Here is a 23218-nt window from a genome sequence, read left to right on the forward strand (position 1 = left end):
GAACGGGGTCCTGAGACCCTCTTCCTATCCTACTTCTAAAGGGAATCCTGGAGGCATTACGTTTATGGAACTACTAATAGATGGAATAAAAAAAGCAATTGATATGATCCTTTCCGGTGACAGGGAAGTTTTTGCGATTACCTGGCTGACATTAAAAGTCTGTCTTATTTCCATTCTGATTAGTACGCTCATCGGATTGCCGCTTGGAATTTTCCTTGGATTAACTAGATTCAAAGGCCGCAGAATTCTACTATTATTTATTAATATCGGGATGGGGCTGCCTCCTGTTGTTGCCGGGCTGTGGATTACGATGCTGTTATGGCGCTCCGGCCCGTTAGGAGATCTAACCCTCCTCTATTCACCGACAGCGATTGTCATGGCACAAATTTTAGTGAGCCTGCCCATCGTTACGAGCCTGACATGTACGGCATTCCAGCAAATCAGCGAGAAAATGCTCTTGCAAATTAAAGCACTTGGAGCAACAAAGATGCAGACATTAATCATCCTTATCAAACAATTAAAGATTGCGATTTTGGCGGCAATCATGGCGGGATTTGGCCGCGTTATCGCCGAGGTTGGCGCCGCGATGATGGTCGGCGGGAATATTCTTGGTGATACAAGAATATTGACGACGACAATTGTGATGGAAGTTTCAAAAGGTAATTTTGATATTGCCTTAGCCTTGTCGTTTATTTTACTATCCGTTGCCCTGTTGATTACGGCCGGGTTAACATTTTTACAGCAAAGGAAGCGAATATCATGAATCCGTTAGTTGAGCTGAACAATATTACCTATAAAGCCCAAAATAAATCGATTCTTGATATTCCTGAATTTCAGATTCATGCAGGTGAATTTCTCGGGATTATGGGACCTAACGGTGCTGGAAAAAGCACGTTGCTTAAGGTGTTAGCTTTTCTTGAGAAGCAATCGAGTGGTGATATTCTCTACCGGGGTGAGTCCATTCCCAAGGGGAATGTGCCGCTCGAGCTGCGCCGGAAGTTCTCGATTGCCCTGCAGCAATCGTTGCTTCTTGATGGAACGGTGTTTCATAATATCGCCATTGGCTTAACCTTAAGAAAAATGCCAAAAACAGTTATTAAAGATAAAGTGGCACACTGGCTGGAGCTTTTCGGCATCAGTCATTTGGCGAAAAAAAACGCCCTTTATTTATCCGGCGGCGAGGCGCAGCGGGTTAACCTGGCACGGGCAATGATTGTCGAGCCGGAGATTCTTTTTCTCGATGAACCATTTTCCGCTTTAGACTTTCCGACAAAGATTAAGTTAATGGAAGATTTCAAGGGCATTATTGAAACTGCCCGAACAACGGCTGTATTTGTCAGCCATGATTTAATGGAAATTAACTATCTCACTAATCGACTGGCGATTATTGTCAATGGTGAAGTAAAGCAATCCGGACCCACCCCTCGGGTCCTAGAACATCCTAATTCTTCCACCGCATCCTTCCTAAACGAGTGGAAGAAATTTTATCCCCTTGCACGTTGAAGCAGTTCCTACGGGAGCTGCCTTTTTTTGTTTGATTTAAACTCCCACGGGGCATAAAATAGGATATACAAATGTAGCTTGGATCTAAGGGGGAGTTTTTCAATGAAATATGTAGTGATTACCGGGGCATCTAAAGGGTTAGGTGAGGCGATTGCCAAACGGCTTATCCACGAACAAATCGCGATTGTATCTGTATCCCGAACTGAAAATAAAGAAATCAAAAAGCTGGCTTTAGAAAATGACCTTTATTATAAGCATTATTCCTGCAACCTCTCGTTAGAAAAAGAAGTACAGGAAGTTTTTATGGAAATTGCTCATAGTCTTTTTCAAAAGGAACCACAGGAAATTCTTCTATTTAATAATGCCGGTGTGGTTGAGCCGATCGAAACGGTTGGAAATTTAGATCAAACACCAATAATTAGCAACATCCAGGTAAATTTAATAGCGCCAATTCTTATCAGCAATTTATTTTTTAATAAAGCACAATCCACGAATACAAAGATTCAGGTTATTAATGTAACCTCAGGGGCAGCCGTCCACCCGATTGAAGGCTGGAGTGTGTATTGCAGCTCAAAGGCCGGGTTAAATATGTTCACGCAAACGGCCGCATTAGAGCAATTGAACTTGAAAACCAACAATACGATAATCGCCTTCAGTCCCGGCATCATGGATACCAATATGCAGGAATCGATTCGGTCCTCGTCCAAGACAGCCTTTAAGGATTTAGATAGATTTATCGAATATAAAGAAAAAAATATGCTGCTTGGTGCAGATGTGGTCGCGGACGCTTTAGTGGATTTGGTACTTAGCGGCAATGTTGAAAGTGGGAAAGTGTACAATATAAAAGATTTACTGGCATAAACGGATAGGGCCCCTGCGTATAGCAGCGGCCTTTTTTAGTCCTCCTGTGGAAACCATAAAGTAATGCTGGTTCCCTTATTCAACTTGCTTTTCACCTTGACGACCCCTTTATGGGCATCCATCAACGCTTTTACGATTGAGAGCCCGATGCCGACACCGCCTGTTTTACGGTCGCGCGATTTGTCGCCGCGATAGAAGCGTTCGAAAATATGCGGGATGTCGTCCTCATTCATTCCCGAGCCTTCATCTTGTATCCTAAAGCCGACATAGCCATCCTTTTCCGTCACCACCGAAATGGTGACATTTTTCCCTGCTGGTGTATATTTCAGTGCATTATTTAAGATATTCGAAAGGATTTGCATCAATCGGTCCTTGTCCGCCTCAAACATTTCCTCCTGTGGCGGTTCTTCAATCCGAAGTCCGACGCCCTTCTCCTTAAACAACGGCATAAAAATCTCCCATAATGCCGCCAGCACACTGCCGGCTTCCAATTCGATTTTTTCGAGCCTAATTTGCGGATTCTCCGCTGCAAGCAGTTTTTCTAGTTCATTGACGAGTCTCACTAAGCGCATCAGCTCTTCATGACTTGTTTGTAGGCGCATTGGGGTCGGCTCCCAAATTCCGTCCTGAAAGGCTTCGATTTGGCTTCTTAACGTCGCAAGCGGTGTCCGTAGCTCATGGGCGAGATCGCCGGTAAATTGCTTACGGAGCATTTCTTCCTTTGCCAGTGACTCGGCAAGATTATTGAAAGAAACAGCAATTTGTTTTACCTCTGTTGGTAATCCCGACAATGGAATCCGAATATCAAGGTTATGCTGCCGGAGTTCACCCGCGGCAAATGATAGCTTTTTCAAACCCGAAGTTAATTTTTTTGAAAAAAGCATACTAAAGATAATGGCGAGCACAATCGTCAAACAAACGGCTGCATAAATGTACAATTGAATTGTTTGAAGAAAGGTATTTTCATCGTCAATTAAGCCTTTCGGGTAGATGGCCACGAGTCTTCCAATCATCGCATTATCGACTTTTAGTGTATAGGTTTTGGAGTGCCACTCTTCCCCAACCGGTGCCGGTTCTGTTAACCCGAGGCTATTTAACATGCCGCGGATATTCGAGGAGTCCATTTGGATTTGCCCGAAACGATCATACAATTGAAAATAGAGCTGATCGGTCATCGCGTGCTCATGGAAAAACCCAAACACCGGGTCGCTTGTAAAATGGCCGTTTTTTTGAAAATCCTTTTCAATTTCTGTAATAATTCTATCAATCTTTTTTTCGCGATTGCGGTCTAAATAGCTATTAAAGCTTTCTTCAAAGCCATATTGGATAAAAAAGCTGACAATCAAAATCCCGATCATCGAGATGAGCACTAAGTAAAATAGGATTTTAGACCGGAGCGTTTGCAGCATCTAGTACCCCTCCAAATTTATAGCCCATCCCAAAAACGGTCACGATAAAGTCCGGCTGCCTTGAGTCTGTTTCAATTTTTTTCCGAAGGTTTTTGATATGGGTATCAACACTGCGTTCGTAGCCTTCATAATACATGCCTTCGTCCTGAATTTTTTCTAATAAGTCCATCCGGCTGTATACGCGGCCGGGATTCACTGCCATATTGGTTAACAGTTTATATTCAATCGGCGTCAAGATAATGGAGTTTCCGCAGATGGTTACTTCTTTTTTTATTAAATCAATGGCTAGTTTTCTGCCGTTAAATTCAAGCCTTTCAACCTTTTCTGTCTTTTTCACCCGTCTTAAAATCGCTTGAACGCGAACGACGACTTCCCTTGGACTGAATGGTTTGGTTAAATAGTCGTCTGCCCCCATGACAATTCCATTGATGCGGTCATCCTCGGCCGATTTAGCAGTCAGCATCAGAATTGGAACGTCCGAATCTTTCCGCACCAGCCGGCAAACCTCTTCACCGGAAATATCGGGCAGCATTAAATCTAAAATAATCAGATCAGGATCGATTGTTTTCGCCTTTTTCAAGGCATCAATTCCATTATCAGCACTATGAATTTCATAGCCTTCTCTTTCTAGGTAAGCTTCGAGAACTTCTATGATTCTACGTTCATCGTCAACTAATAATATTTTCATTATTATCACTCCCCATATCTTTACTATATCATCTTGGGTCTGTGATGTTTTTAACTTCACAAATTCACCACAACTTCTTCATAACATCTTCAATCTTTCTCGTTAAGATGTAATTGTAGTTAGGAAAGAGTCGATAACGTAAGGCCCCTCATAGTTTTGGTTATCAGCTCTTTGATGCAGTACATGGTTATCGACCATCTTACTCATCCCAAATTTAACCTCTCTTTTTTTTAAAATAGTAAGGGCGTCCCGATCGCTGGGACGCCAATTTTTTTTGCTCTGTTAAACTAGCCTGTTGATTTCCGTTCCGGGCGCTTGCTTTCCGCGGGCGGGTCCTGGAGCCTCCTCGGCGCATCCGCGCCTGCGGGGTCTCCAGTGACCCGTCTATCCCGCAGGAGTCAAGCGCCCTCCACTCCAATCAACTGGGTGTAAAATTAACAATGAGCATTGCCAGAGCCTTTATTTTTAAAAAAATCCTGATTGGGTGTCAGGCACCTTTGCTATTTTGTAACGCAAAAAAATCCTTATCAGATTCGATAAGGATTTTTTGTCTGTTTATTCGTCTTTTTTCTTTACTTCTTCAGTCAATTCTTCAATGCTTCGCTTTACATTGCCTTTTCCTGAATAGTTTTCAATCAACTCTTTTACATCAATACCACTTGATGCCTTTAATGACTCTTGCAGGCTTGCCATTAAGTTGGTTGCATAGCTGGTGATTTTATTGGCGCCGCCATTTTCGCCAGTGCCGCCGCCAGTATCGACAACGGTGATTTTATCAATATTGGATAATGGGGCTGCGACTTGCTTCGCATATTCAGGAAGCATTTTGACAACCATGTCGAGAATCGCAGCTTGACCGAATTGCTCGAACGCTTCGGCGATTTTTTCTTTCGCTTCCGCTTCGGCCAAACCTTTTAGGCGGATAATCTCTGCCTCTGTTGAACCCTGCGCCTTTTGTGCTTCCGCTTTTGCAAGACCGTCGAGACGAATCCGCTCGGCTTCCGCCTTTGCCATTGCTTCGATGCGGTATTTATTGGCTTCCGCTTCAGCGATTTCCCTTGCTTTGTTCGCTTCCGCAGATTGCTCAACAGAGTAACGGTCGGCATCGGCCTTTTTCTTTACTTCGGAATCATATTGACGTTCGCGGCGAAGTATTTCTTTTTCTTCTAACTCAATTTGTTTTTGTCTTTCAATAATCTTGATTTGCATTTCTTGTTCCATTACATCCTGTTTTGATCTCGCTGTTTCAAGATCATAGGCTTGGTCTGCCTTCGCTTTGGCAATATCCTGTTCACGGCGGAATTCAGCGACTTTCAACTGATTGACTTTCTCAGCTTCAGCGATTTCTGTTGACCGTTCTAATTCATTACGCTTTGCTTCTTTAGAAGCTTCGGCTTTTTTAATCCGTGTTTCTTTTTCCGCTTCAGCTGTCGCAATATCGGCATCACGTTTTACTTGAGCGATTCGCGGTTTACCAAGTGAATCAAGGTAGCCATTTTTGTCACGGACATCTTTAATCGTAAACGATACAATTACTAAGCCCATTTTAGCAAGATCCTGCGAGGCAACGCGTTGGACCTCTTGGGAAAATTTATCGCGGTTTTTGTAAATTTCTTCGACTGTCATCGAGCCAAGAATGGATCTGAGGTGACCCTCAAGTACTTCCCTTGCTTCATTTTCGCGATCTTCCTTTGGCTTGCCGAGAAACTGTTCAGCTGCTGTGGCAATTTCACTGATCGAACCGCCGATTTTAATAATCGCGACACCATCGGCCATCACCGGTACACCTTGTTCGGTATAGACTTCTGGAGTGGTTACTTCAAGCTTACTTGAAAGCAAGCTAAGCGGTTTTGCTTGTTGGAATACTGGTAAAATAAAGCTCCCGCCACCGCGGATAATTTTGATTTTATTTCCGGCCTCGTCCACGTGGACACTCCCGTTTCCAAGAAAACTACCAGTTACAATTAGGGCCTCATCCGGTCCGGCTGTTCTGTACTTTGTGATAAATACACCAATTAAAGCTATGAAAATAAGTACGACAATCCCGACGATGACCCAAATAATATTAAAATCCATTTTTCTATTCCCCCTTATCTATATATAACTTTCTAATTGATGGTGAACCGTAACCTGGAGCACGCCATCCTTGACCTGGACAACAAGCACGCTTGTGCCATTAGGAATTTGGTCGCCATCAAAGCTTACAGCTGGTTTGGCAATTCTTCCACTCGTACTTTCAATTATCACTTCACCGTAGCCATCCGCTGGGATTGAGGTAATGACTGTCCCGACTCGGCCTTGCAGATCCGATTCTTTATAGACAAGCGATTCCTCCGCGGAAGACAATGGTACGAGCACAAAGACATTTAGTAAGGTTACCACAATGAATGCGGCAACAGCTGAGATACCTAAAATGAGTAAATAATGTAGTGATGATAGCTTTTCAAACAAGTAGCCGCTTGCAGACATGATGGTCACGAAGGAAAAGATCAGTACAGGGTTCAGGAAGTGCAGCCCTCCGTCCCCAGTTCCATTAAAATGAAACACATCGGCAAACAGTACATATAAAACCGTTAAAATACCTGCAATGATTAAACCATACAAATAAATCGTTTCTAAAGGAATGCTAAAAGGCTCCATTTACATCACTCCCTTTTTGTATTTGGAACAAATCCAAAGGAAAGCGGGGACTACGATTTCAGAAAAATTTAAGCATATAGCATCTTCCCCTTCCCCTTCCTTTGTGTTATGTATATTGGGTAATACGGATGAAAAGAGATAAAGTTTCATTATTCACATATATTTTATCATTATCTGCCAACTAAAGAACCTAACAACTTTCGACACATTTCGCGCAAGGCGGGAGGTGACCTGTGGTTTCGAAAAATTCGGTTCGTTTAATGACGGTCTTTTGTTACTGTCCGAGCTTTTTTTACCCTTTTGGTCCATGGGATTATCTCTCATGGTCCGTATGAGCATTTCTTTCCCCTATTCGGTCCATGAAACCTCCTCTCATGGACCGGCGGAACCCTTTTTTACCTTTTTCGGTCCATGAAACTCCCTCTCATTGACCGGCGGAACCCTTTTTCCACTCTTCCGGGCACTAAGAATCGTTCTCTGTGACCGGCATGCTCCTTTTTCCACTCTTTCGGGCACTTAGAATCCTTCTCTGTGACCGGCAGGCTTCTTTTTCCACTCTTTCGGGCACTTAGAACCCTTCTCTGTGACCAGGCAAGCCCCTTTTCCCCTCTTACGGTCACATAGAACCCCGGCATAACCGTTTTTCCGCCTATGGTCACTCACTTAAACGCAAAAAAAGTGCCATAGCACCTGGCTATAGCACCTTACTGAATCATATTCAAAAACTTTCTTGTTCGTTCTTCTTTTGGATTGGTGAAAATTTCTTCAGGCTTGTTTCGTTCGACGATGACGCCGCCGTCCATGAAAATGACTTCGTCGGCAGCCTCACGGGCAAAGCGCATTTCATGGGTAACGACGATCATGGTCATCCCTTCCAAGGCGAGATCCTTCATTACTTTCAATACTTCGCCTACCAGCTCGGGGTCGAGGGCGGAAGTTGGCTCGTCAAACAGCATGACCTCCGGTTCCATTGCCAATGCCCGGGCAATGCCGACACGCTGCTGTTGACCTCCTGAAAGCTGGGCAGGATAGTAATCGATCTTGTCGCCAAGACCTACTTTTTCAAGCAGTGCCTGCGCCTTTTTCCTTACTGCCGTTTTATCCTCACCTTTCACAATCACAGGACCCTCCATCACATTCTCAAGTGCTGTTTTATGAGGGAAAAGATTATAGTTTTGAAAAACCATTCCTGTTAAACGGCGAAAGGACGCGACGGACCTTTTCGGAACCGACTTCGAAAAATCAAGGCTTTGTCCTTCAATGGAAATGGACCCATTTGTCGGTGTTTCGAGCACATTTAAACAACGGAGCATTGTCGTCTTCCCAGATCCGGACGGTCCAATCACAACAACGACCTGACCTTTTTTGACCTCTAGGTTAATTCCTTTCAAAACCTCTAATTGACCAAACTGCTTATATAAACCTTTAATTGAAATCATCGTAAAACTCCCCTGTAAAAGGTTAAAATGGCTGGTACAGAAAAAAGCAGCAATTCGCCGAGTCCCTCCGGTCCCACCTCTAACACCTGTCTTCTAACCTCCAAATCACACATACCGATCCAATCTTCTTTCCATAAATCCTTGAAGCACGGAAAGGAAGAAGCAAATCACCCAATAAATAAGTGCGGCTTCGGAATAGACTAATAAGAATTCATAGTTTGCCGCCGTAATTTCCTGGGCGCGGCGGAACATCTCGGTAACAAGGACAACGGACGCGAGAGAAGTATCTTTTACAAGACTAATAAACGAATTTGATAATGGCGGCAGGGATACTCGCGCTGCCTGGGGCAAGATGATTCGTTTTAACGCCTGGGTATATGACATTCCAATCGAATAGCCCGCTTCCCACTGTCCTTTCGGGATTGAAAGAATCGCAGCCCTAATTATTTCCGAGGCGTACGCTCCCACACTTAGGGAAAAACCAATGACGGCCGAGATAAATGGATCAATGGTTATCCCGATATTCGGAAGCCCATAAAAAATGATAAATAATTGCACCAATAAGGGCGTTCCCCGGATAGCTGAAACATAGATTCTCGCAATGATTTGAAAGAACTTCACATGTGAAATCCTGGCGAGCGCTGTTAAAACAGCTAAAATCAAGCCAATAATAAATGAAATAATCGTTAAGGGAATCGTGTTCATAACAGCACCCTCCAGCAGCGGCCGGAGGGAGGTTTTGGCAATATCAACTAATCTTGCTGTTCTTTCCGGGTCAGCAAAAATACTATTTAAGTACATCTTCACCAAACCATTTCTCAGAGATTTTTTTATACGTGCCATCATCAATCATGTCTTTTAAAGCTTTGTTTACTGCATCGACAAGAGTCTGATTATTTTTTCTAAACATAAAGCCACTGTGTGAAGCATCAGCTTCCGTTGCGACAACTTTTACCGGTGCGTCAGGCTTTTGCTTTTTAAAGTCTAAAAAGGCAATTTTATCGTTGATGGTGACATCGACACGCTTCGAAGTGATTAAATCGACGGCTTGGGTAAAGCCATCTACACCGACTATATTCGCGCCATATTTCTTTGCCAAATCTGCATAATTGCTTGTTAGTGATTGCGCTGACTTTAATCCTTTAATGTCTTCAAATGCTTTCACTTTATCATTATCCTTATGAGCGATAAGGACACCCGCTGAACTGATATAGGGATCAGAGAAATCATATTTTTCTTGACGGTCTGGGCGAATTCCCACCTGGTTGGCAATCATATCAAAACGCTTCGCATCAAGACCGGCAAATAAAGAATCCCATTGCGTTTCCTTGAAATCAGCTTTCACTCCTAAACGCTTAGCCACTTCCTCAGCAACCTCGACATCGAACCCAGTCAGTTTTCCAGATGAATCATGGAAAGTAAATGGAGCATATGTACCTTCTGTTCCAATTAAGATCTTTCCATCTGCTTTTACTTTTTCCAATAAATCTGCAGACTGATTAGTCCCTGTTTTCTTGTTATCGTTAGTAGCTTTGTCACCGCTTGTTCCACAAGCTGACAAAATGAACATAAAGCTTAATAATAGTGCAAAAAGAACGGATAATTTTTTCATTTTTCAAACTCCTCAATTCTGATTGTTTTTCTCGGATTTAATAATCTTATTACATCCCTATATTTCTGTCAAAGAAATTACATCGAGATTCAAGATTATTTTACCCCTTTTTGGAAAATAAAAACCTATCAGGGAATCCTGATAGGTTAGGCCGATAGCATTTCGTTTTGCTTTACTTTCGTTCGCCTTTTTAATATTGGTCGATAAAAGATCAGTCCGCTCGCTAATAAAATCATTCCATAAGTAAATGTTTTTACATCAGCCGTTCCGGCGATAATCACCCAGAGAGAATAGATCGTCGATAGTAGTGCAATGATACCATCTGTAACCCTAGATTTAACGCCTTGATAGGTTTCACCTGTTATCACCAATTTTAGCTGATAAACCGAAGAAATAAAGTATGGCACCAAATAAGCTAAGGTGGCAATGACAATCACGAAGTCAAAGGCTTCAGAAATTGATTTTGAAATCGTTGAAAAAATAAACAGCTGCGCTAGACCATTTGTCAATATCAGTGAAAACGATGGCAGCCCCTTTTTATTTTCCTTTAAAAAAGCAGGAAGGAATAATCCTTGCTTTGCCGCCTGATATGGAACTTCCGCACTTAACATCACCCAACCGATGGTAGAACCAAATAAACTGATTAAGCCAACCCCGGCCAGCACCTTGCCGCTTACTGGTCCTAAAACAGCTTGAATCGCATCAATCATCGGCTTGTCTGAGTGAATGAGTGTGTTCTGATCCAACATTCCCATCACCAGTGTGCTAATCCCCATATAAATTGCCAAGGCAATAAAAAGCCCGAGAATCGTCGCACGCCTCACATCGGTTTGCTTCTTGGCACGGCCGGCAAAGACAACTGCCGTTTCAATACCGATAAAGGCCCACAACGTATTTACTGCGGCATTGTTGACTTGCGACATCATTCCAAGAGCATGTCCAGCTGCGTCCGCTCTTTCGGCCACGAACGGCAGGATATTACTTTTTTCAAAGGCAAACAGCCCAACCAAGATAAAGATGAAAAATCCAGCCACTTTCGCAGCTGTTGCCGCAAAATTCAAGCGGCCCGCGCTTTCCATTCCACGTAATATGATAAAGTGAATGCCCCATAACATAACCGTACAAACGATAAATGTTAAGCCATTACCAACTTTCAGCGTAAAGCCGCCAATCGTAAACCACGGCGCGTTGCTCGTTAGAATAGGAAAGAAAGTTGAAAAATAGCCGGCGAAGGTAGTAATAACCGCAACAATTCCGGCAAGATTTCCAATCCAGTAGCCCCAAGAAGACATAAATCCTGATAAAGTTGACGCCTGCGAGCCTGGTTTAAACAGCTCTTTGGCATATATTTGCGGTCCGCCTGTAAGATTGGGCTTCCTTGTTGCCAAATTGCCAAACACAAGTGCGATCATTAAGACCCCGAAGCCTGTCAACAGCCATGCCGCGATGACCCCGGCCGGACTTGCTGCCTCTGACAATGACCTTGGCAGCATGAAAATTCCTGAACCGACCATATTGCCGACGACAAGTGCCGTTAAAACCCAAAATCCTAATTTATTTGCTTTACTCATGGTGAACCCCTCTCGATGCTTTCTGCTCATAATCATGTTACAAGGATACTCTCGGACAAATCCTTTGTCAATGGAAAATTTTATCGTGGTAAAGTATTAGAGAGCTAAATTGCGAGCCTAAATTAATCTATAATTTCCTGTGTATGACCACAAAAAAGAGACTGCCGGGCATGGCAATCTCTCGTTCAAGCTTATTTCCACCAGCCATCAAACATGTTGGCCGGAAGCTGACGTTTATGTTCGGTGACAATATAGCGCTTTTCAATTTTCTCGGCGGCCGCTTGTGACACCGGCTTTCCTTCAAGGTAATCGTCCAATTCATCATAGCTGATGCCTAGTTCGGTTTCATCGGCCTGGCCGGGTTTTTGATCGAGCAAGTCTGCTGTCGGAACTTTTAAATAGAGGCTTTCTTCGGCGCCAAGCTCGATTAGCAAGGCTTTTCCCTGGCGTTTGGTCAGGCCTGTCAATGGCAGGACATCCGCCCCGCCGTCGCCATACTTTGTATAAAATCCGCTGACTGCTTCTGCAGCATGATCTGTACCGATGACAAGGAGCCCTTCCATGCCGCCGATTGCATACTGTGCAATCATTCTCATTCTCGCCTTTACATTTCCTTTTTGATAATCACTAAGATGTCCAGCCTCGGAGTCATATTCTTTTTGCACTTCATCAACAGCTGCCTTAACATTAAAAATCAGTTCACGGTCAGCATTGATAAACGCCAATGCACGTTTGGCATCTTCTTCATCCTGCTGGACTCCATATGGAAGGCGGACCGCAATAAATACAGCTTCCGCACCTTCGCTCCGCAGCTCTTCGACCGCAAGCTGCGCCAGCCTTCCTGCAAGTGTGGAATCCTGACCGCCGCTGATTCCTAGCACATACCCGTTTGCCTTTGTTTTTAACAAATATTTTTTCAAAAAGTCAACCCGTTTACGGATTTCCTCTTTCGGATTAATGTTCGCGGTGACATGTAACTCTTTCATAATCTGTGCTTGCAAACGCATTACTTGAGCCCCCTAGCTAAATTCATTGATATAATTACTGTACCATAAACGCCGGTCATCCACTAAAATTTACTGGGAGCTTCACTTATCATTTTATAAAGATCGTTTGAAACCTGATGGATGTCAATCTTACTGTCACGAACATTCAAGAGGATTGCCATTGCGGTTTTATTTTTAAAATAAACATGCAGCGATTCCCATCCGCCCACGACACCACGGCTATACACTTTATCATTTGTCACATAGAGACCTAAACCATACTTCGATTTTGGTCCTGCTGTCAGCATTTTTGTTAAACTGTGTTTGGATACAAGCGTTCCATTCATTAACGCCTCATCGAAAAGGCATAAATCAAGGACCGTGGAATAAATATCACCACAGCCAAAAAGGACATTGGTCTTCAGGGGCTTGGCCGGGATCAATTGAGTTCCAAGTTTAAGATAGCCTGTTGAATAATGGGCGGCCGCTTGCTCCTCGGTAATAAAACCTGACTGGCGCATCGAAGCCTTGGTAAAGATATTCTTTCGGATATATTCATGGAGCGGCAGCCCCGATACTTTTTCGACAATAAGCCCGAGGACCAAATAATTGATATCATTATAATCCCACTGAGTCCCTGCTGGAAATCGAATCGGTTTGGAAGCTATTTTCTTCACTATTTCTGCCGGCTTCTTATTGCCGGTATGCCAGCGGGGAGTATCTATTCCGGATGTATGGTTTAATAAATGGATGATTTTTATCTTCTTCCCATTTGGAAAGTCAGGAATATAAGCGGCCACTGCATCTTGAATTGATAATTTCTGTTTATCCTCAAGCTGCATAATACTGGCGGCGACGATTAACTTCGTAATGGAAGCAATCGGATGGGCAGTCGCTGGCTGGTTTGCGATTTGCTGCTGAAAATTTGCAAACCCCGCTCCCTCATGGAGAATGATTTGATTTTCCTTTACAATAGCGAAACTGCCATTTAAGTGGTTTGCAATTAGATAGTTTCTTAGCTTTCGCTGCAGGTTTGTTTCATTCTGTTTCGTTTCGAAATGAGCGGAAACATTATGTTCCGGCTTTAGTAAATATGGATTTTTTAGGAATCCTACGGTCCCGATGAAAAGAGAGATAAACCATACAATCATTTTCCATTTCACGTCTAATCACATCTTCCTCTATTCCATTTAATCATTCTTGGGTTTATTATGGATGAATAAACAGTGAGTTACTCTATTTTCATGCAATATGGAAATTTTTTCGAGTACAAAATCTCCTTATGGTAAAAATAGGTTTATTGTTATCTACAATGGAGATTACACACTGTAACCGTTTAGTTATTTTTCAAAAGAGAAGCTGGAGGGAATTTGATGGAAGCCAAAACATGTAATGAATCAAGAGTAGTGAGAACCAGCAGGATTTTTCCTAATGATGTCAATAACCATAATACGTTGTTTGGCGGGAAACTGATGAGTGATGTCGACATGGTCGCTTCTATTTCAGCAACGAGACATTCACGAAGGGAGTGTGTCACAGCATCGACTGACTCAGTTGACTTTCTTAGTCCAATTTCACCACAGAACTCGGTTTGTTTCGAATCCTTTGTTACCTGGACCGGTACATCTTCGATCGAAGTGTTTGTAAAAATAATTGCCGAAAACCTCATTTCCGGTGAGCGAAAAATTGCGGCAACCGCCTTTTTGACTTTTGTCGCACTCGATGAAAATGGGAAACCAACACCAGTGCCGAAAATTGTTCCCGAAACCGAAGAAGAAAAAAAGCTATACGAAACAGGCAGCGAACGAGCTGAAAAGCGCAAATTGCATCGAAAAAACAGTAGAGAACTGGCAAATTATTTTACTACAATGAAACCATGGGAATAAGGAAAAGTTCGCTATATTAGCGAACTTTTTCTATAAATTCTGCAGTTTTCTTCTATCAGGAGCATGCGGCGGTTTTTGCATCCAGCCGCGCTCCACCATCAACTTAAATCCCTTCGCGGAATAAAGTAAAATTTCAAGGATGTACTTTTCATAATATGCCGCAAGGTCTGTGCGCATTGACAATGACAGTGCGTGGCCAATCAGGGTAACATCGATACTATTCAAGTTGAAGAAAAGCGTCACAACTAACCTTTCAGAAAACGGTGATACCGTTGAATCCGTCACTTCCATGCTTGTCGATACATTCCCTAGCAGTTCCACCCTCATTAGGAGGTCATCAAAAGTTCTAATTTGATATTCAGAAATTTTCTTTCCTTCTTGGATATAAGCATGAATTTCCTTATCCTTGACAACTTGAAGCAAGCCCGTACAAAGTAAGATCGAAAAATAATTTCGCTCCGTATTAAAAAAGATTTCCGTAATTTCAGCGACATTTAAAGGCCTTTTTTTCCAAAAACCGCTAATATAGGACTGATGTTCAACATACTCCACTTTGTCTGGATATGGGACCATCGGCGGCCTATCATAGACACCCTTCTCAAGCATGATCGTTGTTGCTTCCCGATATAACTTTGTCGTGTTCTGGACCATCTCGACAAAAAAATCCATCACATCTTGACGGGCAATATTTACCGTAATAAAGCTCGTATTAATCATACTCATTCGGTTCATCGAATAGACAAAGCTTAACCCAAACATATCATAAAATATCGGAGGGGCTGACAAATTCAAATCTTTTTCGGAGAAGCCCTCAGGAATTGGTATGCCCTCTTCGTTAAAAATTTCGCTAATCCTTGCAACGTGTCCTTCAGATATCTCATAGGCTTGCTGCAAAATTTTCTTGATTTGTTCATCTTGATTGTGATGAAGAAAATAGGTTAATAAACAAACAGCCATATTCTCTTGGAGATAGACAGCCCACAATCCGCCAATTTCTGAACTAGATAATCTTATGCTGTGTTCAGTCATTTTGGAGTCCTCCTATAATAGTGCTTTACGAATAGAGTCCCAAGCGGCAAGCTGGATTATTCACGAAACCGGGACATCATTCTTCTGCGTTTGAGTCATTGCGTTTCTGCCACGTCATCACTCCATCTTCTTCATCAAACTCAATTGTGACATCAACAACGCCTTTTTCGGCCATGATTTTTTCTTCTAACCGATCTTTAATATCGTCTGCTGCAGCCACTGTTAATTTCGGATCTACCTCAATTTCCAATTCAACGTGGAGGTCCTCGCCCTCTTTAATCACAGTAATCTCTTGGATATCCATAACATCTGGATCCGCCATGACCATTGCTCCGATTTTGTCTTCCATTTCTTCATCAGCCTGCCCAATCACTCCGGCAGCATTATCTAAAAAGACTTTGCCAACAACGAAAAACATCATTGCTCCAATCAGCATCGAGGCGATTCCTTCCAGCTGATGGAATTTCGTGAAATGAGATAGGACCACAGCAATTATTGCCAGCAGACCACCCAATGTCGCAACAAGGTCTTCCATGAACACAAGCTTGGTTGCGGGTTTTGCTCTTCCTAAATTAGCAAATGTATTTACAAACACATTCGTGCCGCTTGCTTCTATTTCAAGTTCATGTAGGATTTCTCTCATCGCTTTAAAAAGAACAAAGGTTTCTAGGAGAGTGGAAACCCCTAAAACAATAATATTGATGATAAAACCCTCTGACTTCGTTGGATGAATGACATGATGCCAGCCTTCGCGAATCGTTTCAAACGCCATAATACCCACGATTAACACAGCACCTAAAAGAACGAGGTTTACTAAGCGGCCAAACCCATTTGGGAATTTTTCCGTCGGTGCCTTTTTACTTAAGGCTGAACCAACGAACACAAAAAACTGGTTGGCAGCATCACCGAGGCTGTGCATTGTTTCCGCAAACATCGCAACATTACCAGTAAACATAAAGGCGGCACCTTTAATAATTGAGATGACCGTATTAATAATCGCAGCTAGCATCGCTGATTTATTGCCGCGTTTTAAAAGTTGAAATAATTCTCCCATCGAATCCTCTTTTCTGTTCCTAAAATGACCTACCCTTACTATTTTCTAAAAAAAGATATTTCATAAAAAAAAGCGAAGACAAGTATTGGAAAAAATAAAAAAGACCCCCAGCCGTGGGAGTCAGTTTTGTTTATAAGTTTTCCAGCACCATGTTTAAGCGGTTTGTTCGTTCATTTTTTTCATCCTCTGAGGCTAAATCATATTTTTTCAACAAATGGAACACTTCATTCAGGATTTCCTGTGTATGTTCTTTTGCAAAAAATTGCGCGAATAATGGCTTCATTTTTTCGGGTAAGAAAGCCGCCTGTGATTCGTATTTACTCTTTACATCTTCATGTGAATGATTCAGCTTGCATTCGCTCATGCTTATTCCTCCTGGCTCTGTAATAGCTTTAGCATAACAGAAATCAAGCAAATAACAAAAAGCGCAAGCGCCCTGTTCAGCGGCGTATGGCCTGGAGCGCTCCAACTGAGATAAAGGAAACACGAAGAGCGGTAGCGATTCGATGTTGACTTATCGTAGGGCGGAGAGCGAAGGACACTAGCCGCTAGGGCGCTGGAGCTGGATTCAAAAAACTAGGTCAAAGTTATCCACACTTAAATGAATCTATAATTTCCTAGACAAAGAAAAAAGCCCAAGAATAATCGAGGACCTTTTCGTTAGACTTTTTTAGTTTCTGTTACTTCTAAGACATCCAATAGGAAAACAAATACCGGAATCCCGACAATCAGTCCCCAGACACCAAAGAAATGCTCAGAGAATATTAACACTATAAACGTATAGAAGACAGGCAGATTAGTCTTGGAGCTCATTAGATTTGGATTTAAAATATAAGCCTCGACTCCATGGATAATCGCAATCGCGATGCCGACATATAGAACTTTCATCAAACCGCCGATACTATAAGCGATAATAATGAGCGGAATTAATGATATTATCACACCGGCAACAGGAATAAGCCCCAACAGAAAAACCATAATCGATAAGCCACCCAGCTGAGGGAAATCGAGCAGCCATAAGGAAATCGTTGTTAGAATACAGTTTACAAGAGCAATGATTAATTGCGCTTCAATTACTTTTCCAAAAGTTCTTACGAATTTGCTGGCAAAAAACTCAACTTCAACGTAAATTGAGGCAATTTTGCTCGTTCTAAATTTCTTTGTAAATTCAATCAACCGCGGCTTTTCCAGTAAGAAGAATAAACTTAACAAAAGCGCTAAGAGAACTTGTAAGGTAATTTTACTTATATCTGTAAAATACTTTAATATAAACGTAACACCCTGTTCTAAATAGCTGGAAATTTTGACTTCTTCAATTCGTGTCACGATATAATTTAGAACAAAGTTATCATGCTTCGACGTGTAAAAGGTTGTCAGCTGCTTGATTAATGCAGTAATCTCACCGGCAATCATCGGCAAATACATGATTAAGCCATAGGAAAGCAAGCCAACAATACAGGCATACGAAATGATAACAATCAACTTACGGTTAAGCGGAATTTTCTTTCCAATGAATTGAACGAGCCGATCCATTAAAAACGCAAAAATAAATGTTAGCAAAATCAAATTAATCATGCTTCTCATCGCATAAATAATGACTGCAATGACAATAAATATTGAAATTCTTTTGAAACCGCTGCTCTGCAAAAGTTTATTTATCATAGACAATTATCAAACCCCATTTTTTTTCTATGGCTCAAGTGTTACTATTTTGATTATAGCAAATCAGTAGTTATTTTGTCTTATTTGAACCGTTATCTCACCTTAAATTGGTAAGGGGTCATCGAGCTGTCGAGTGCTTTTCCTTCATAGCCATTTTTACTTAAATAGTCGAAAAGTGCAGGCAAATGGGCAAGCGTTTCTTTTCTTTCGTGTAAAAGAATCACAATGGGACCATCATGTTGTGTCATTTTCTCTAATTGATTAATGACACTGTTGACATACCGTGCATCCTTATAATCCCAATCCCTGCTGTCAATATTCCAATCCCACATAATATACCCATTATCATCTACCGCTTTTCGATATTCAGCCGTCATTTTCGGAACACTGCCATACGGCGTTCTCATGATATACGAATCGACACCGGAAATTTCTTTCAATGTGTTACGGTTCTGGGTTAATTCAGCGATAACTGAATCGGCTGACGCGTAAAACTTTCTCACATCATGTGTTACGCTATGAAGACCGACCGTCTCTCCCTTTGAAACCATTAATCTTACCGCATCTGGATAACTGCGAATATTCCCATCAAGCATAAAGAAGGTTGCTTTAAAATGATATTTTTCTAGAAGCGAGATGATATCACCGGAAAATGGAGCCGGGCCATCATCAAATGTTAAATAAACCGTCTTATTGTTCCCTTGCTGCTCCGTTCTAGTCTGTCCTTGCTCTGCTGCATCGGATTCCTTTGCTGGTGGTTGAGTAGTACCTGTTTCGTTTGTGGAAGGCTGCTCCGCGGTATTATCTTTAGTAGTAGTATCTGGCAGATGATCTTGCTTGTTTCTCCATATTTTCGCTTGATCTTGCAGTTTCTTCATCCGTTCTATTTCAAGTCTTGCATCCGCTGTATCCCTGATGATTGTTTCTGGTGTTGGCCCCTTTGCTATTGCCCGATTAATAGGGTTATTTTTTTGGTGATTACTAGGTCCACTTGCAGCTTTTGCCTGAAAATAATTGCTCACAAATATCCCTGCAAACAAGAACCCAATTACAATAACGACAATGATTGTCCCTTTTGTCCAACCGCTCTTTAGTTTCCCCATGGTTCTATCCCTCTTTGATGGTTTTATTTTTCTTTCTCCATTATAGACGAAATCCCGCTCAAATTGTTACTAATCTATTAAAAATATTACAATACTATTAAAAAAGTAGTGAGAATAGTAGAAATATAGCTGATACTGTCTTATTTTCCCTAAACTGCACATCTTATTCACACTTTTTTCATAAATATCTCTTAAGACCATAATAACCGAAATTTGGGAATAATGGGTAAAGTTTATTTAGAAATTTCAAAAAAGTAAGAAGCAAGTTTTCTTCTACATAAACATAGATATCATTATAAGAGATTTTTTTGGCAAAAATGGGGTTGCCTTACTTTTATGATGGAGGTGGTTTCGTGTCTGGTGGGCTAAAAGCACTACTTTACATTTTATCATTTTTCGTTCCGGTTGTCGGCATTATTTTAGGGATTATTTGGATGAATGATGAGGACCTCGAGAAAAAAGCCATTGGCAAAACCTGTTTAATTGTTGGAATTGTCTCTATTGTTCTAAGCTGTGTTTGTTGGTTCGCCGCATCAGCACTGTCACTTGGACCGGCGTTTATGAACGGTTATTAACATTTAAACAAAGAAGAACCCAATTCATCCGAGTGGATTGGGCTCTTTCCAATAGGAGTGATTATAGTTGTTACATGAAATATTGCATTTCTTCGGAAGAGCAATCTGCCATCAAATGGAGGACCGGTCACTCCAGGCATCAGGGGAAACGCTTTCCGTCTGCGCCCGTGATACAGGCATCTATATCGGTATTTTTTCAACACTAACCTATTTACATTTGTTCAAAAGAAAAGCGAAAATAACGATTCCTTCAATAAAAATGAGCTTCTTTCTTCTATTATTAATGGTGCCGTTAATGATTGACGGTCTTGGCTCTTATATACACCTTTTTGAAAGTAATAATATTAGGAGATTGGTGTCAGGCACCAGCTTTGGTTTTGTATTGCCATACTTTCTTTATCCGTTACTTTCAGCAAAATCTCTCGAAGCTTCAAGTGAGCCGGTGATCAAGCATGGCAGGGATTTGTTCGCTCCATTATTTATAAGCTGTGGACTGGGAGGACTTATTTTTTGGGAATGGCTGCCCTTTTATCTTTTAGATGGTTTTATCATTTTGACGGTGATAGTTTGGTTTAGCTTGTGTGCTTCATTTCTGTTTTCTTGGCTAGAAAGGGTGCGGTTGAAGTCCGCCTTTTCCATCTTTTGCGGTTTAACCTTCCTTAGTATTCTTTCCTTGTTACATGATTTGGTCAGTTCTTGACTGCATTTCATTATGGGGGAAAACGACAAAACCTCTTTGAATCTAGGTTCAAAGAGGTTTTTCTTTTTTAAAAATTTTTCGATTTGCCGTCAGCCTTCGCTTTTACCGGCAATAACGATTGCTCTACTTTTTCATATTTCGTAAGGACAGTTTTCACAAAGCCAAGCTTTGGAACTATCCAGTAGGTAACTAGTGCGGCAACGATTCCAATAAGTGCGCCGGTTACCACATCGCCAGGATAGTGAACGCCGACCCAAATCCGGGAGACCCCTACGAAGCAAGCAAAAACAAGCCATAGCCACCCTTCTTTTTTCCGAACGAGCCAAAACGAAAAACAGACAGAGAAAAACAAAATCGAATGATCACTCGGAAACGCATTGTCAACCGCGTGGGCAATAAGCTGGTTTACATGTGGCAGCTCAGCAAATGGCTGGTTATGGTAATACATGGTTCCGGCAATTTTCCCCAGGACTTCGGCGAGTAGAAAAGCAACTCCACCTTGAATTACCATCATTCTATTTTTGTTGGTTTGAGTAAACCAATAAACTAGCATACCTAATGCTAAAACAATGATCATGTAATCGGCCATGAAGATGGCGATTGGATTTAGCGAGTCATGTTCTTTCCCTATATCATTAATTGCTCGAAAGACATCAACATTTAATTGCGAAATAGACATATTTTATGTTTCACTCCTGATTCATTACTTTTTTCTAGGTGCCCTGTACTATTATCGTTTAATTAGCTTTAAATAGTCCTTAACCATTTCTTAATTTTTTCTTAAAATAATACTATAATCGATTAGAGCTCAATAAAAAATGGACTAGATGACTAATTTTCAAACTAAGCCCTTAGTTGTATATCCAAAAGAAAAATGGCGGATGAGGAGAAGGGGCAATTGCCCTGCAATAAAGGAAAAAGCAGAGAAGTAGGATTCTCTGCTTTGTTATTTAGAACCGAGGACTTCCGGTTTAGGCTGCTGTTTCTGATTATAAATTGGCAAAATGAAGAGCAAACCGATGAGAAACAAGACGGCGGACGTTTCAAACGTGGCTACCAATGAAAATTGCTCCTTTAGAATGCCAGCAACACTCATTGTTATGACCATTGATCCGGCGAACAGCGGGCTTAAGATACCGTTGACGCGGCCGATAAAGGCCTCTTCTGTTTTTTGTAAGATCAGAGTATTGATCCCGATTTGAATACATGGCATCATTAGGCCGTTACAAAACTCCGCAATCAGTGTAATCCAGAGGTTTGTCGACCAGCCCATAACAGCGATGCCGATGCCATTAACGAGCATTCCAAAAACAAGTAAACGCTGCGGTGGTACATTTTTCGCAAAAACCATCGCCACTGCCCCGCCAATAATCATCCCGACCCCATTGACCATAAACAGCCATTGAAGGCTTTCCTTTGGAAGGTTCAGCTGTTCGGTGACAAGGAAAATCGATAACGGATTAATGAAGCCAATTCCGAGTCCTGCGGCCATAAAGCATAGCCCTAATAGACTTAATTCTTTTTTCCCTAAAACATACTTTACTCCACTTTTCATTTCCTGCAGTAATGTGGATTCACCCACTTCTTCTAATGGACGATCCTTCGGCAGGAAGGCAAGTGCTGCGGCTGAAAGCAAGAATGCTGTGCCGGTAACAGCAATTGAGATATCAATGCCAAACGATTGAAAGATGAAAGTTCCAATAATCGGGCCAAGTACCATAAATAAAGCAAAGACAGTTTGATAGACAGACATCGCCTGCTGCACTTGGTCTGCCGACAAATGCATTTTAAACAATTTCATCCCAGACGGCTGGGAGAATTGTGAGAGAATCGCTGAGATTAATGTCGCGAAAAACACGATTTTCCATGTTCCGAAAATAAGTGTGATCAGCACAACAAATATTGAAACTGCACTTAAAATATCGCACCAGACCATTGTCTTTTTCGGTGCCCAGCGGTCGGCAAAGGTCCCGCCAATAAAGGAAAATATAAAGATTGGCGCGAATTCAGCCACTGAAATCATCGAGACGGCAAACGCATCCCCTTTGGTCTGTTCCATTACAAACAGCAGAACAGCAAAGTTCCGGACCCAAATACCTATCTGTAAAAACAATCCAGACATAATAATCGCAAGAAAGACTCTGTTGCGAAATAAACCACCCGGTGGTGCGGGTTGGGTTATGTTATTTTCCATATAAAAACCTCCTACGTAAATTTCTGGCAGGAGGCGGCACAATACAATTTCAAAGCGGCAAAATATCCCGGCGTGAGGGGACACTATGATCTTATCGACTTGTATAAAAGTACAGACTAATCCTATCCAGAAAAAAGATTATATTTTTTTCATGAGAAATAGGATTATAAGATCATCGTTCCAAGGTCACCCTTCCGTTTTTTGTAAGGTTTATTCTAAATGATTTGGAGCATTAAATCAAGTATTAATCCTTTTTTATTCTGCGGCTCCCTAATTAGTCATTATTGACATGGTATTACTTTTTAA

Annotated in this window: 23 protein-coding genes; 6 read left to right on the top strand and 17 right to left on the bottom strand. The window is 41.8% G+C overall.

Annotation, left to right across the window (positions count from 1 at the left end; genetic code table 11):
• The first annotated feature begins 64 nt into the window (after positions 1 to 64).
• The 3 genes from ACFVSW_RS07035 (at position 65) to ACFVSW_RS07045 (ending at position 2364) form a co-directional block, all read left to right on the top strand.
• Positions 65 to 763, top strand: a complete 699-nt coding sequence (locus tag ACFVSW_RS07035) for an ABC transporter permease (RefSeq protein ID WP_387313943.1) — start codon at positions 65 to 67, stop codon at positions 761 to 763.
• Positions 760 to 1503 carry an ABC transporter ATP-binding protein gene (locus tag ACFVSW_RS07040; RefSeq protein ID WP_387313945.1) on the top strand — a complete coding sequence of 248 codons (744 nt, stop codon included), beginning with the start codon at positions 760 to 762 and terminating at the stop codon, positions 1501 to 1503. The genes ACFVSW_RS07035 and ACFVSW_RS07040 overlap by 4 nt, the downstream gene beginning before the upstream one ends.
• 102 nt (positions 1504 to 1605) lie before the next feature.
• The gene (locus tag ACFVSW_RS07045; protein ID WP_387313947.1) at positions 1606 to 2364 is read left to right on the top strand and encodes a (S)-benzoin forming benzil reductase; all 759 of its coding nucleotides are present in this window, start codon (positions 1606 to 1608) and stop codon (positions 2362 to 2364) included.
• A gap of 35 nt (positions 2365 to 2399) precedes the next feature.
• On the opposite strand, the gene ACFVSW_RS07050 is transcribed toward ACFVSW_RS07045, so the two are convergent.
• The 10 genes from ACFVSW_RS07050 to ACFVSW_RS07095 all read right to left on the bottom strand — a co-directional run bounded on the left by ACFVSW_RS07050 (position 2400) and on the right by ACFVSW_RS07095 (position 13872).
• On the bottom strand, positions 2400 to 3773 hold the full coding sequence (locus ACFVSW_RS07050; protein WP_387313949.1) for a sensor histidine kinase: 1374 nt from the start codon (positions 3771 to 3773) through the stop codon (positions 2400 to 2402).
• Positions 3751 to 4461 (bottom strand): response regulator transcription factor, encoded by a 711-nt coding sequence (locus ACFVSW_RS07055; RefSeq protein WP_387313950.1) that lies wholly within the window; start codon positions 4459 to 4461, stop codon positions 3751 to 3753. The genes ACFVSW_RS07050 and ACFVSW_RS07055 overlap by 23 nt, the downstream gene beginning before the upstream one ends.
• A 555-nt stretch (positions 4462 to 5016) precedes the next feature.
• On the bottom strand, positions 5017 to 6537 hold the full coding sequence (locus ACFVSW_RS07060) for a flotillin lipid rafts scaffold protein FloT (RefSeq protein WP_387313952.1): 1521 nt from the start codon (positions 6535 to 6537) through the stop codon (positions 5017 to 5019).
• 18 nt (positions 6538 to 6555) lie between these two features.
• Positions 6556 to 7101, bottom strand: a complete 546-nt coding sequence (locus ACFVSW_RS07065; RefSeq protein WP_387313954.1) for an NfeD family protein — start codon at positions 7099 to 7101, stop codon at positions 6556 to 6558.
• Positions 7102 to 7805: 704 nt separating this feature from the next.
• Positions 7806 to 8540 (bottom strand): amino acid ABC transporter ATP-binding protein, encoded by a 735-nt coding sequence (locus tag ACFVSW_RS07070; RefSeq protein ID WP_387313956.1) that lies wholly within the window; start codon positions 8538 to 8540, stop codon positions 7806 to 7808.
• 105 nt (positions 8541 to 8645) lie between these two features.
• Complete coding sequence (locus ACFVSW_RS07075) at positions 8646 to 9341, bottom strand: amino acid ABC transporter permease (protein ID WP_387313959.1); 696 nt, start codon at positions 9339 to 9341, stop codon at positions 8646 to 8648.
• Entirely contained in the window at positions 9328 to 10152 is an 825-nt protein-coding gene (locus ACFVSW_RS07080; RefSeq protein ID WP_387313961.1) for an amino acid ABC transporter substrate-binding protein, read from the bottom strand. Before ACFVSW_RS07080 ends, ACFVSW_RS07075 begins: the two co-directional genes overlap by 14 nt.
• Before the next feature lie 146 nt (positions 10153 to 10298).
• A complete protein-coding gene (locus ACFVSW_RS07085) occupies positions 10299 to 11723 on the bottom strand; it encodes an amino acid permease (RefSeq protein WP_387313963.1) in 1425 nt (474 codons plus the stop codon).
• Between the two features lie 191 nt (positions 11724 to 11914).
• Positions 11915 to 12730: an ammonia-dependent NAD(+) synthetase gene (gene nadE / locus ACFVSW_RS07090; protein WP_387313966.1), complete on the bottom strand. Its 816-nt coding sequence runs from the start codon at positions 12728 to 12730 to the stop codon at positions 11915 to 11917.
• Positions 12731 to 12792: 62 nt separating this feature from the next.
• Positions 12793 to 13872 (bottom strand): serine hydrolase domain-containing protein, encoded by a 1080-nt coding sequence (locus tag ACFVSW_RS07095; RefSeq protein ID WP_387313969.1) that lies wholly within the window; start codon positions 13870 to 13872, stop codon positions 12793 to 12795.
• Between the two features lie 210 nt (positions 13873 to 14082).
• Here ACFVSW_RS07095 and ACFVSW_RS07100 point away from each other — a divergent pair, with 210 nt between their 5' ends.
• Positions 14083 to 14595 (top strand): acyl-CoA thioesterase, encoded by a 513-nt coding sequence (locus ACFVSW_RS07100; protein ID WP_387313972.1) that lies wholly within the window; start codon positions 14083 to 14085, stop codon positions 14593 to 14595.
• Positions 14596 to 14625: 30 nt separating this feature from the next.
• Here the strand turns inward: ACFVSW_RS07100 and ACFVSW_RS07105 are convergent, their stop codons facing one another.
• From ACFVSW_RS07105 to ACFVSW_RS07125, 5 genes are all read right to left on the bottom strand, one after another.
• Complete coding sequence (locus tag ACFVSW_RS07105) at positions 14626 to 15624, bottom strand: DUF3231 family protein (RefSeq protein ID WP_387313974.1); 999 nt, start codon at positions 15622 to 15624, stop codon at positions 14626 to 14628.
• Between the two features lie 76 nt (positions 15625 to 15700).
• Positions 15701 to 16678 carry a cation diffusion facilitator family transporter gene (locus tag ACFVSW_RS07110; RefSeq protein ID WP_387313977.1) on the bottom strand — a complete coding sequence of 326 codons (978 nt, stop codon included), beginning with the start codon at positions 16676 to 16678 and terminating at the stop codon, positions 15701 to 15703.
• Positions 16679 to 16808: 130 nt separating this feature from the next.
• Positions 16809 to 17042, bottom strand: coding sequence for a hypothetical protein (locus ACFVSW_RS07115; protein WP_387313980.1), 234 nt, complete (start codon positions 17040 to 17042; stop codon positions 16809 to 16811).
• A 296-nt stretch (positions 17043 to 17338) separates the two neighbouring features.
• A complete protein-coding gene (locus tag ACFVSW_RS07120; protein ID WP_387314125.1) occupies positions 17339 to 18340 on the bottom strand; it encodes an AI-2E family transporter in 1002 nt (333 codons plus the stop codon).
• 92 nt (positions 18341 to 18432) lie between these two features.
• Positions 18433 to 19443, bottom strand: coding sequence for a polysaccharide deacetylase family protein (locus ACFVSW_RS07125; protein WP_387313982.1), 1011 nt, complete (start codon positions 19441 to 19443; stop codon positions 18433 to 18435).
• 353 nt (positions 19444 to 19796) lie between these two features.
• Here ACFVSW_RS07125 and ACFVSW_RS07130 point away from each other — a divergent pair, with 353 nt between their 5' ends.
• Both ACFVSW_RS07130 and ACFVSW_RS07135 read left to right on the top strand, forming a co-directional pair.
• Positions 19797 to 20018 (top strand): hypothetical protein, encoded by a 222-nt coding sequence (locus ACFVSW_RS07130; protein ID WP_387313984.1) that lies wholly within the window; start codon positions 19797 to 19799, stop codon positions 20016 to 20018.
• 67 nt (positions 20019 to 20085) lie between these two features.
• Positions 20086 to 20718, top strand: a complete 633-nt coding sequence (locus ACFVSW_RS07135; protein WP_387313987.1) for a DUF2085 domain-containing protein — start codon at positions 20086 to 20088, stop codon at positions 20716 to 20718.
• Between the two features lie 67 nt (positions 20719 to 20785).
• Here ACFVSW_RS07135 and ACFVSW_RS07140 read toward each other — a convergent pair whose 3' ends face one another.
• Both ACFVSW_RS07140 and ACFVSW_RS07145 read right to left on the bottom strand, forming a co-directional pair.
• Positions 20786 to 21397: an undecaprenyl-diphosphatase gene (locus tag ACFVSW_RS07140; protein WP_387313989.1), complete on the bottom strand. Its 612-nt coding sequence runs from the start codon at positions 21395 to 21397 to the stop codon at positions 20786 to 20788.
• Between the two features lie 267 nt (positions 21398 to 21664).
• Positions 21665 to 22912, bottom strand: coding sequence for an MFS transporter (locus tag ACFVSW_RS07145; protein ID WP_387313992.1), 1248 nt, complete (start codon positions 22910 to 22912; stop codon positions 21665 to 21667).
• Positions 22913 to 23218 lie beyond the last annotated feature (306 nt).

Source organism: Neobacillus sp. NPDC058068 (assembly GCF_042885335.1).
Lineage (GTDB): Bacteria > Bacillota > Bacilli > Bacillales > Cytobacillaceae > Neobacillus.

Excerpts from the sequence above, each read along its gene's own strand:
- ACFVSW_RS07045 (WP_387313947.1), top strand. The coding sequence starts at position 1,606 with ATGAAATATGTAGTGATTACCGGGGCATCTAAAGGGTTAGGTGAGGCG.
- ACFVSW_RS07065 (WP_387313954.1), bottom strand. The coding sequence starts at position 7,101 with ATGGAGCCTTTTAGCATTCCTTTAGAAACGATTTATTTGTATGGTTTA.
- ACFVSW_RS07140 (WP_387313989.1), bottom strand. The coding sequence starts at position 21,397 with ATGTCTATTTCGCAATTAAATGTTGATGTCTTTCGAGCAATTAATGAT.
- ACFVSW_RS07105 (WP_387313974.1), bottom strand. The coding sequence starts at position 15,624 with ATGACTGAACACAGCATAAGATTATCTAGTTCAGAAATTGGCGGATTG.
- ACFVSW_RS07040 (WP_387313945.1), top strand. The coding sequence starts at position 760 with ATGAATCCGTTAGTTGAGCTGAACAATATTACCTATAAAGCCCAAAAT.
- ACFVSW_RS07145 (WP_387313992.1), bottom strand. The coding sequence starts at position 22,912 with ATGGAAAATAACATAACCCAACCCGCACCACCGGGTGGTTTATTTCGC.
- ACFVSW_RS07110 (WP_387313977.1), bottom strand. The coding sequence starts at position 16,678 with ATGGGAGAATTATTTCAACTTTTAAAACGCGGCAATAAATCAGCGATG.
- ACFVSW_RS07035 (WP_387313943.1), top strand. The coding sequence starts at position 65 with ATGGAACTACTAATAGATGGAATAAAAAAAGCAATTGATATGATCCTT.
- nadE (WP_387313966.1), bottom strand. The coding sequence starts at position 12,730 with ATGCGTTTGCAAGCACAGATTATGAAAGAGTTACATGTCACCGCGAAC.
- ACFVSW_RS07050 (WP_387313949.1), bottom strand. The coding sequence starts at position 3,773 with ATGCTGCAAACGCTCCGGTCTAAAATCCTATTTTACTTAGTGCTCATC.
- ACFVSW_RS07070 (WP_387313956.1), bottom strand. The coding sequence starts at position 8,540 with ATGATTTCAATTAAAGGTTTATATAAGCAGTTTGGTCAATTAGAGGTT.
- ACFVSW_RS07080 (WP_387313961.1), bottom strand. The coding sequence starts at position 10,152 with ATGAAAAAATTATCCGTTCTTTTTGCACTATTATTAAGCTTTATGTTC.
- ACFVSW_RS07075 (WP_387313959.1), bottom strand. The coding sequence starts at position 9,341 with ATGTACTTAAATAGTATTTTTGCTGACCCGGAAAGAACAGCAAGATTA.
- ACFVSW_RS07100 (WP_387313972.1), top strand. The coding sequence starts at position 14,083 with ATGGAAGCCAAAACATGTAATGAATCAAGAGTAGTGAGAACCAGCAGG.
- ACFVSW_RS07115 (WP_387313980.1), bottom strand. The coding sequence starts at position 17,042 with ATGAGCGAATGCAAGCTGAATCATTCACATGAAGATGTAAAGAGTAAA.
- ACFVSW_RS07060 (WP_387313952.1), bottom strand. The coding sequence starts at position 6,537 with ATGGATTTTAATATTATTTGGGTCATCGTCGGGATTGTCGTACTTATT.
- ACFVSW_RS07120 (WP_387314125.1), bottom strand. The coding sequence starts at position 18,340 with ATGATAAATAAACTTTTGCAGAGCAGCGGTTTCAAAAGAATTTCAATA.
- ACFVSW_RS07125 (WP_387313982.1), bottom strand. The coding sequence starts at position 19,443 with ATGGGGAAACTAAAGAGCGGTTGGACAAAAGGGACAATCATTGTCGTT.
- ACFVSW_RS07085 (WP_387313963.1), bottom strand. The coding sequence starts at position 11,723 with ATGAGTAAAGCAAATAAATTAGGATTTTGGGTTTTAACGGCACTTGTC.
- ACFVSW_RS07055 (WP_387313950.1), bottom strand. The coding sequence starts at position 4,461 with ATGAAAATATTATTAGTTGACGATGAACGTAGAATCATAGAAGTTCTC.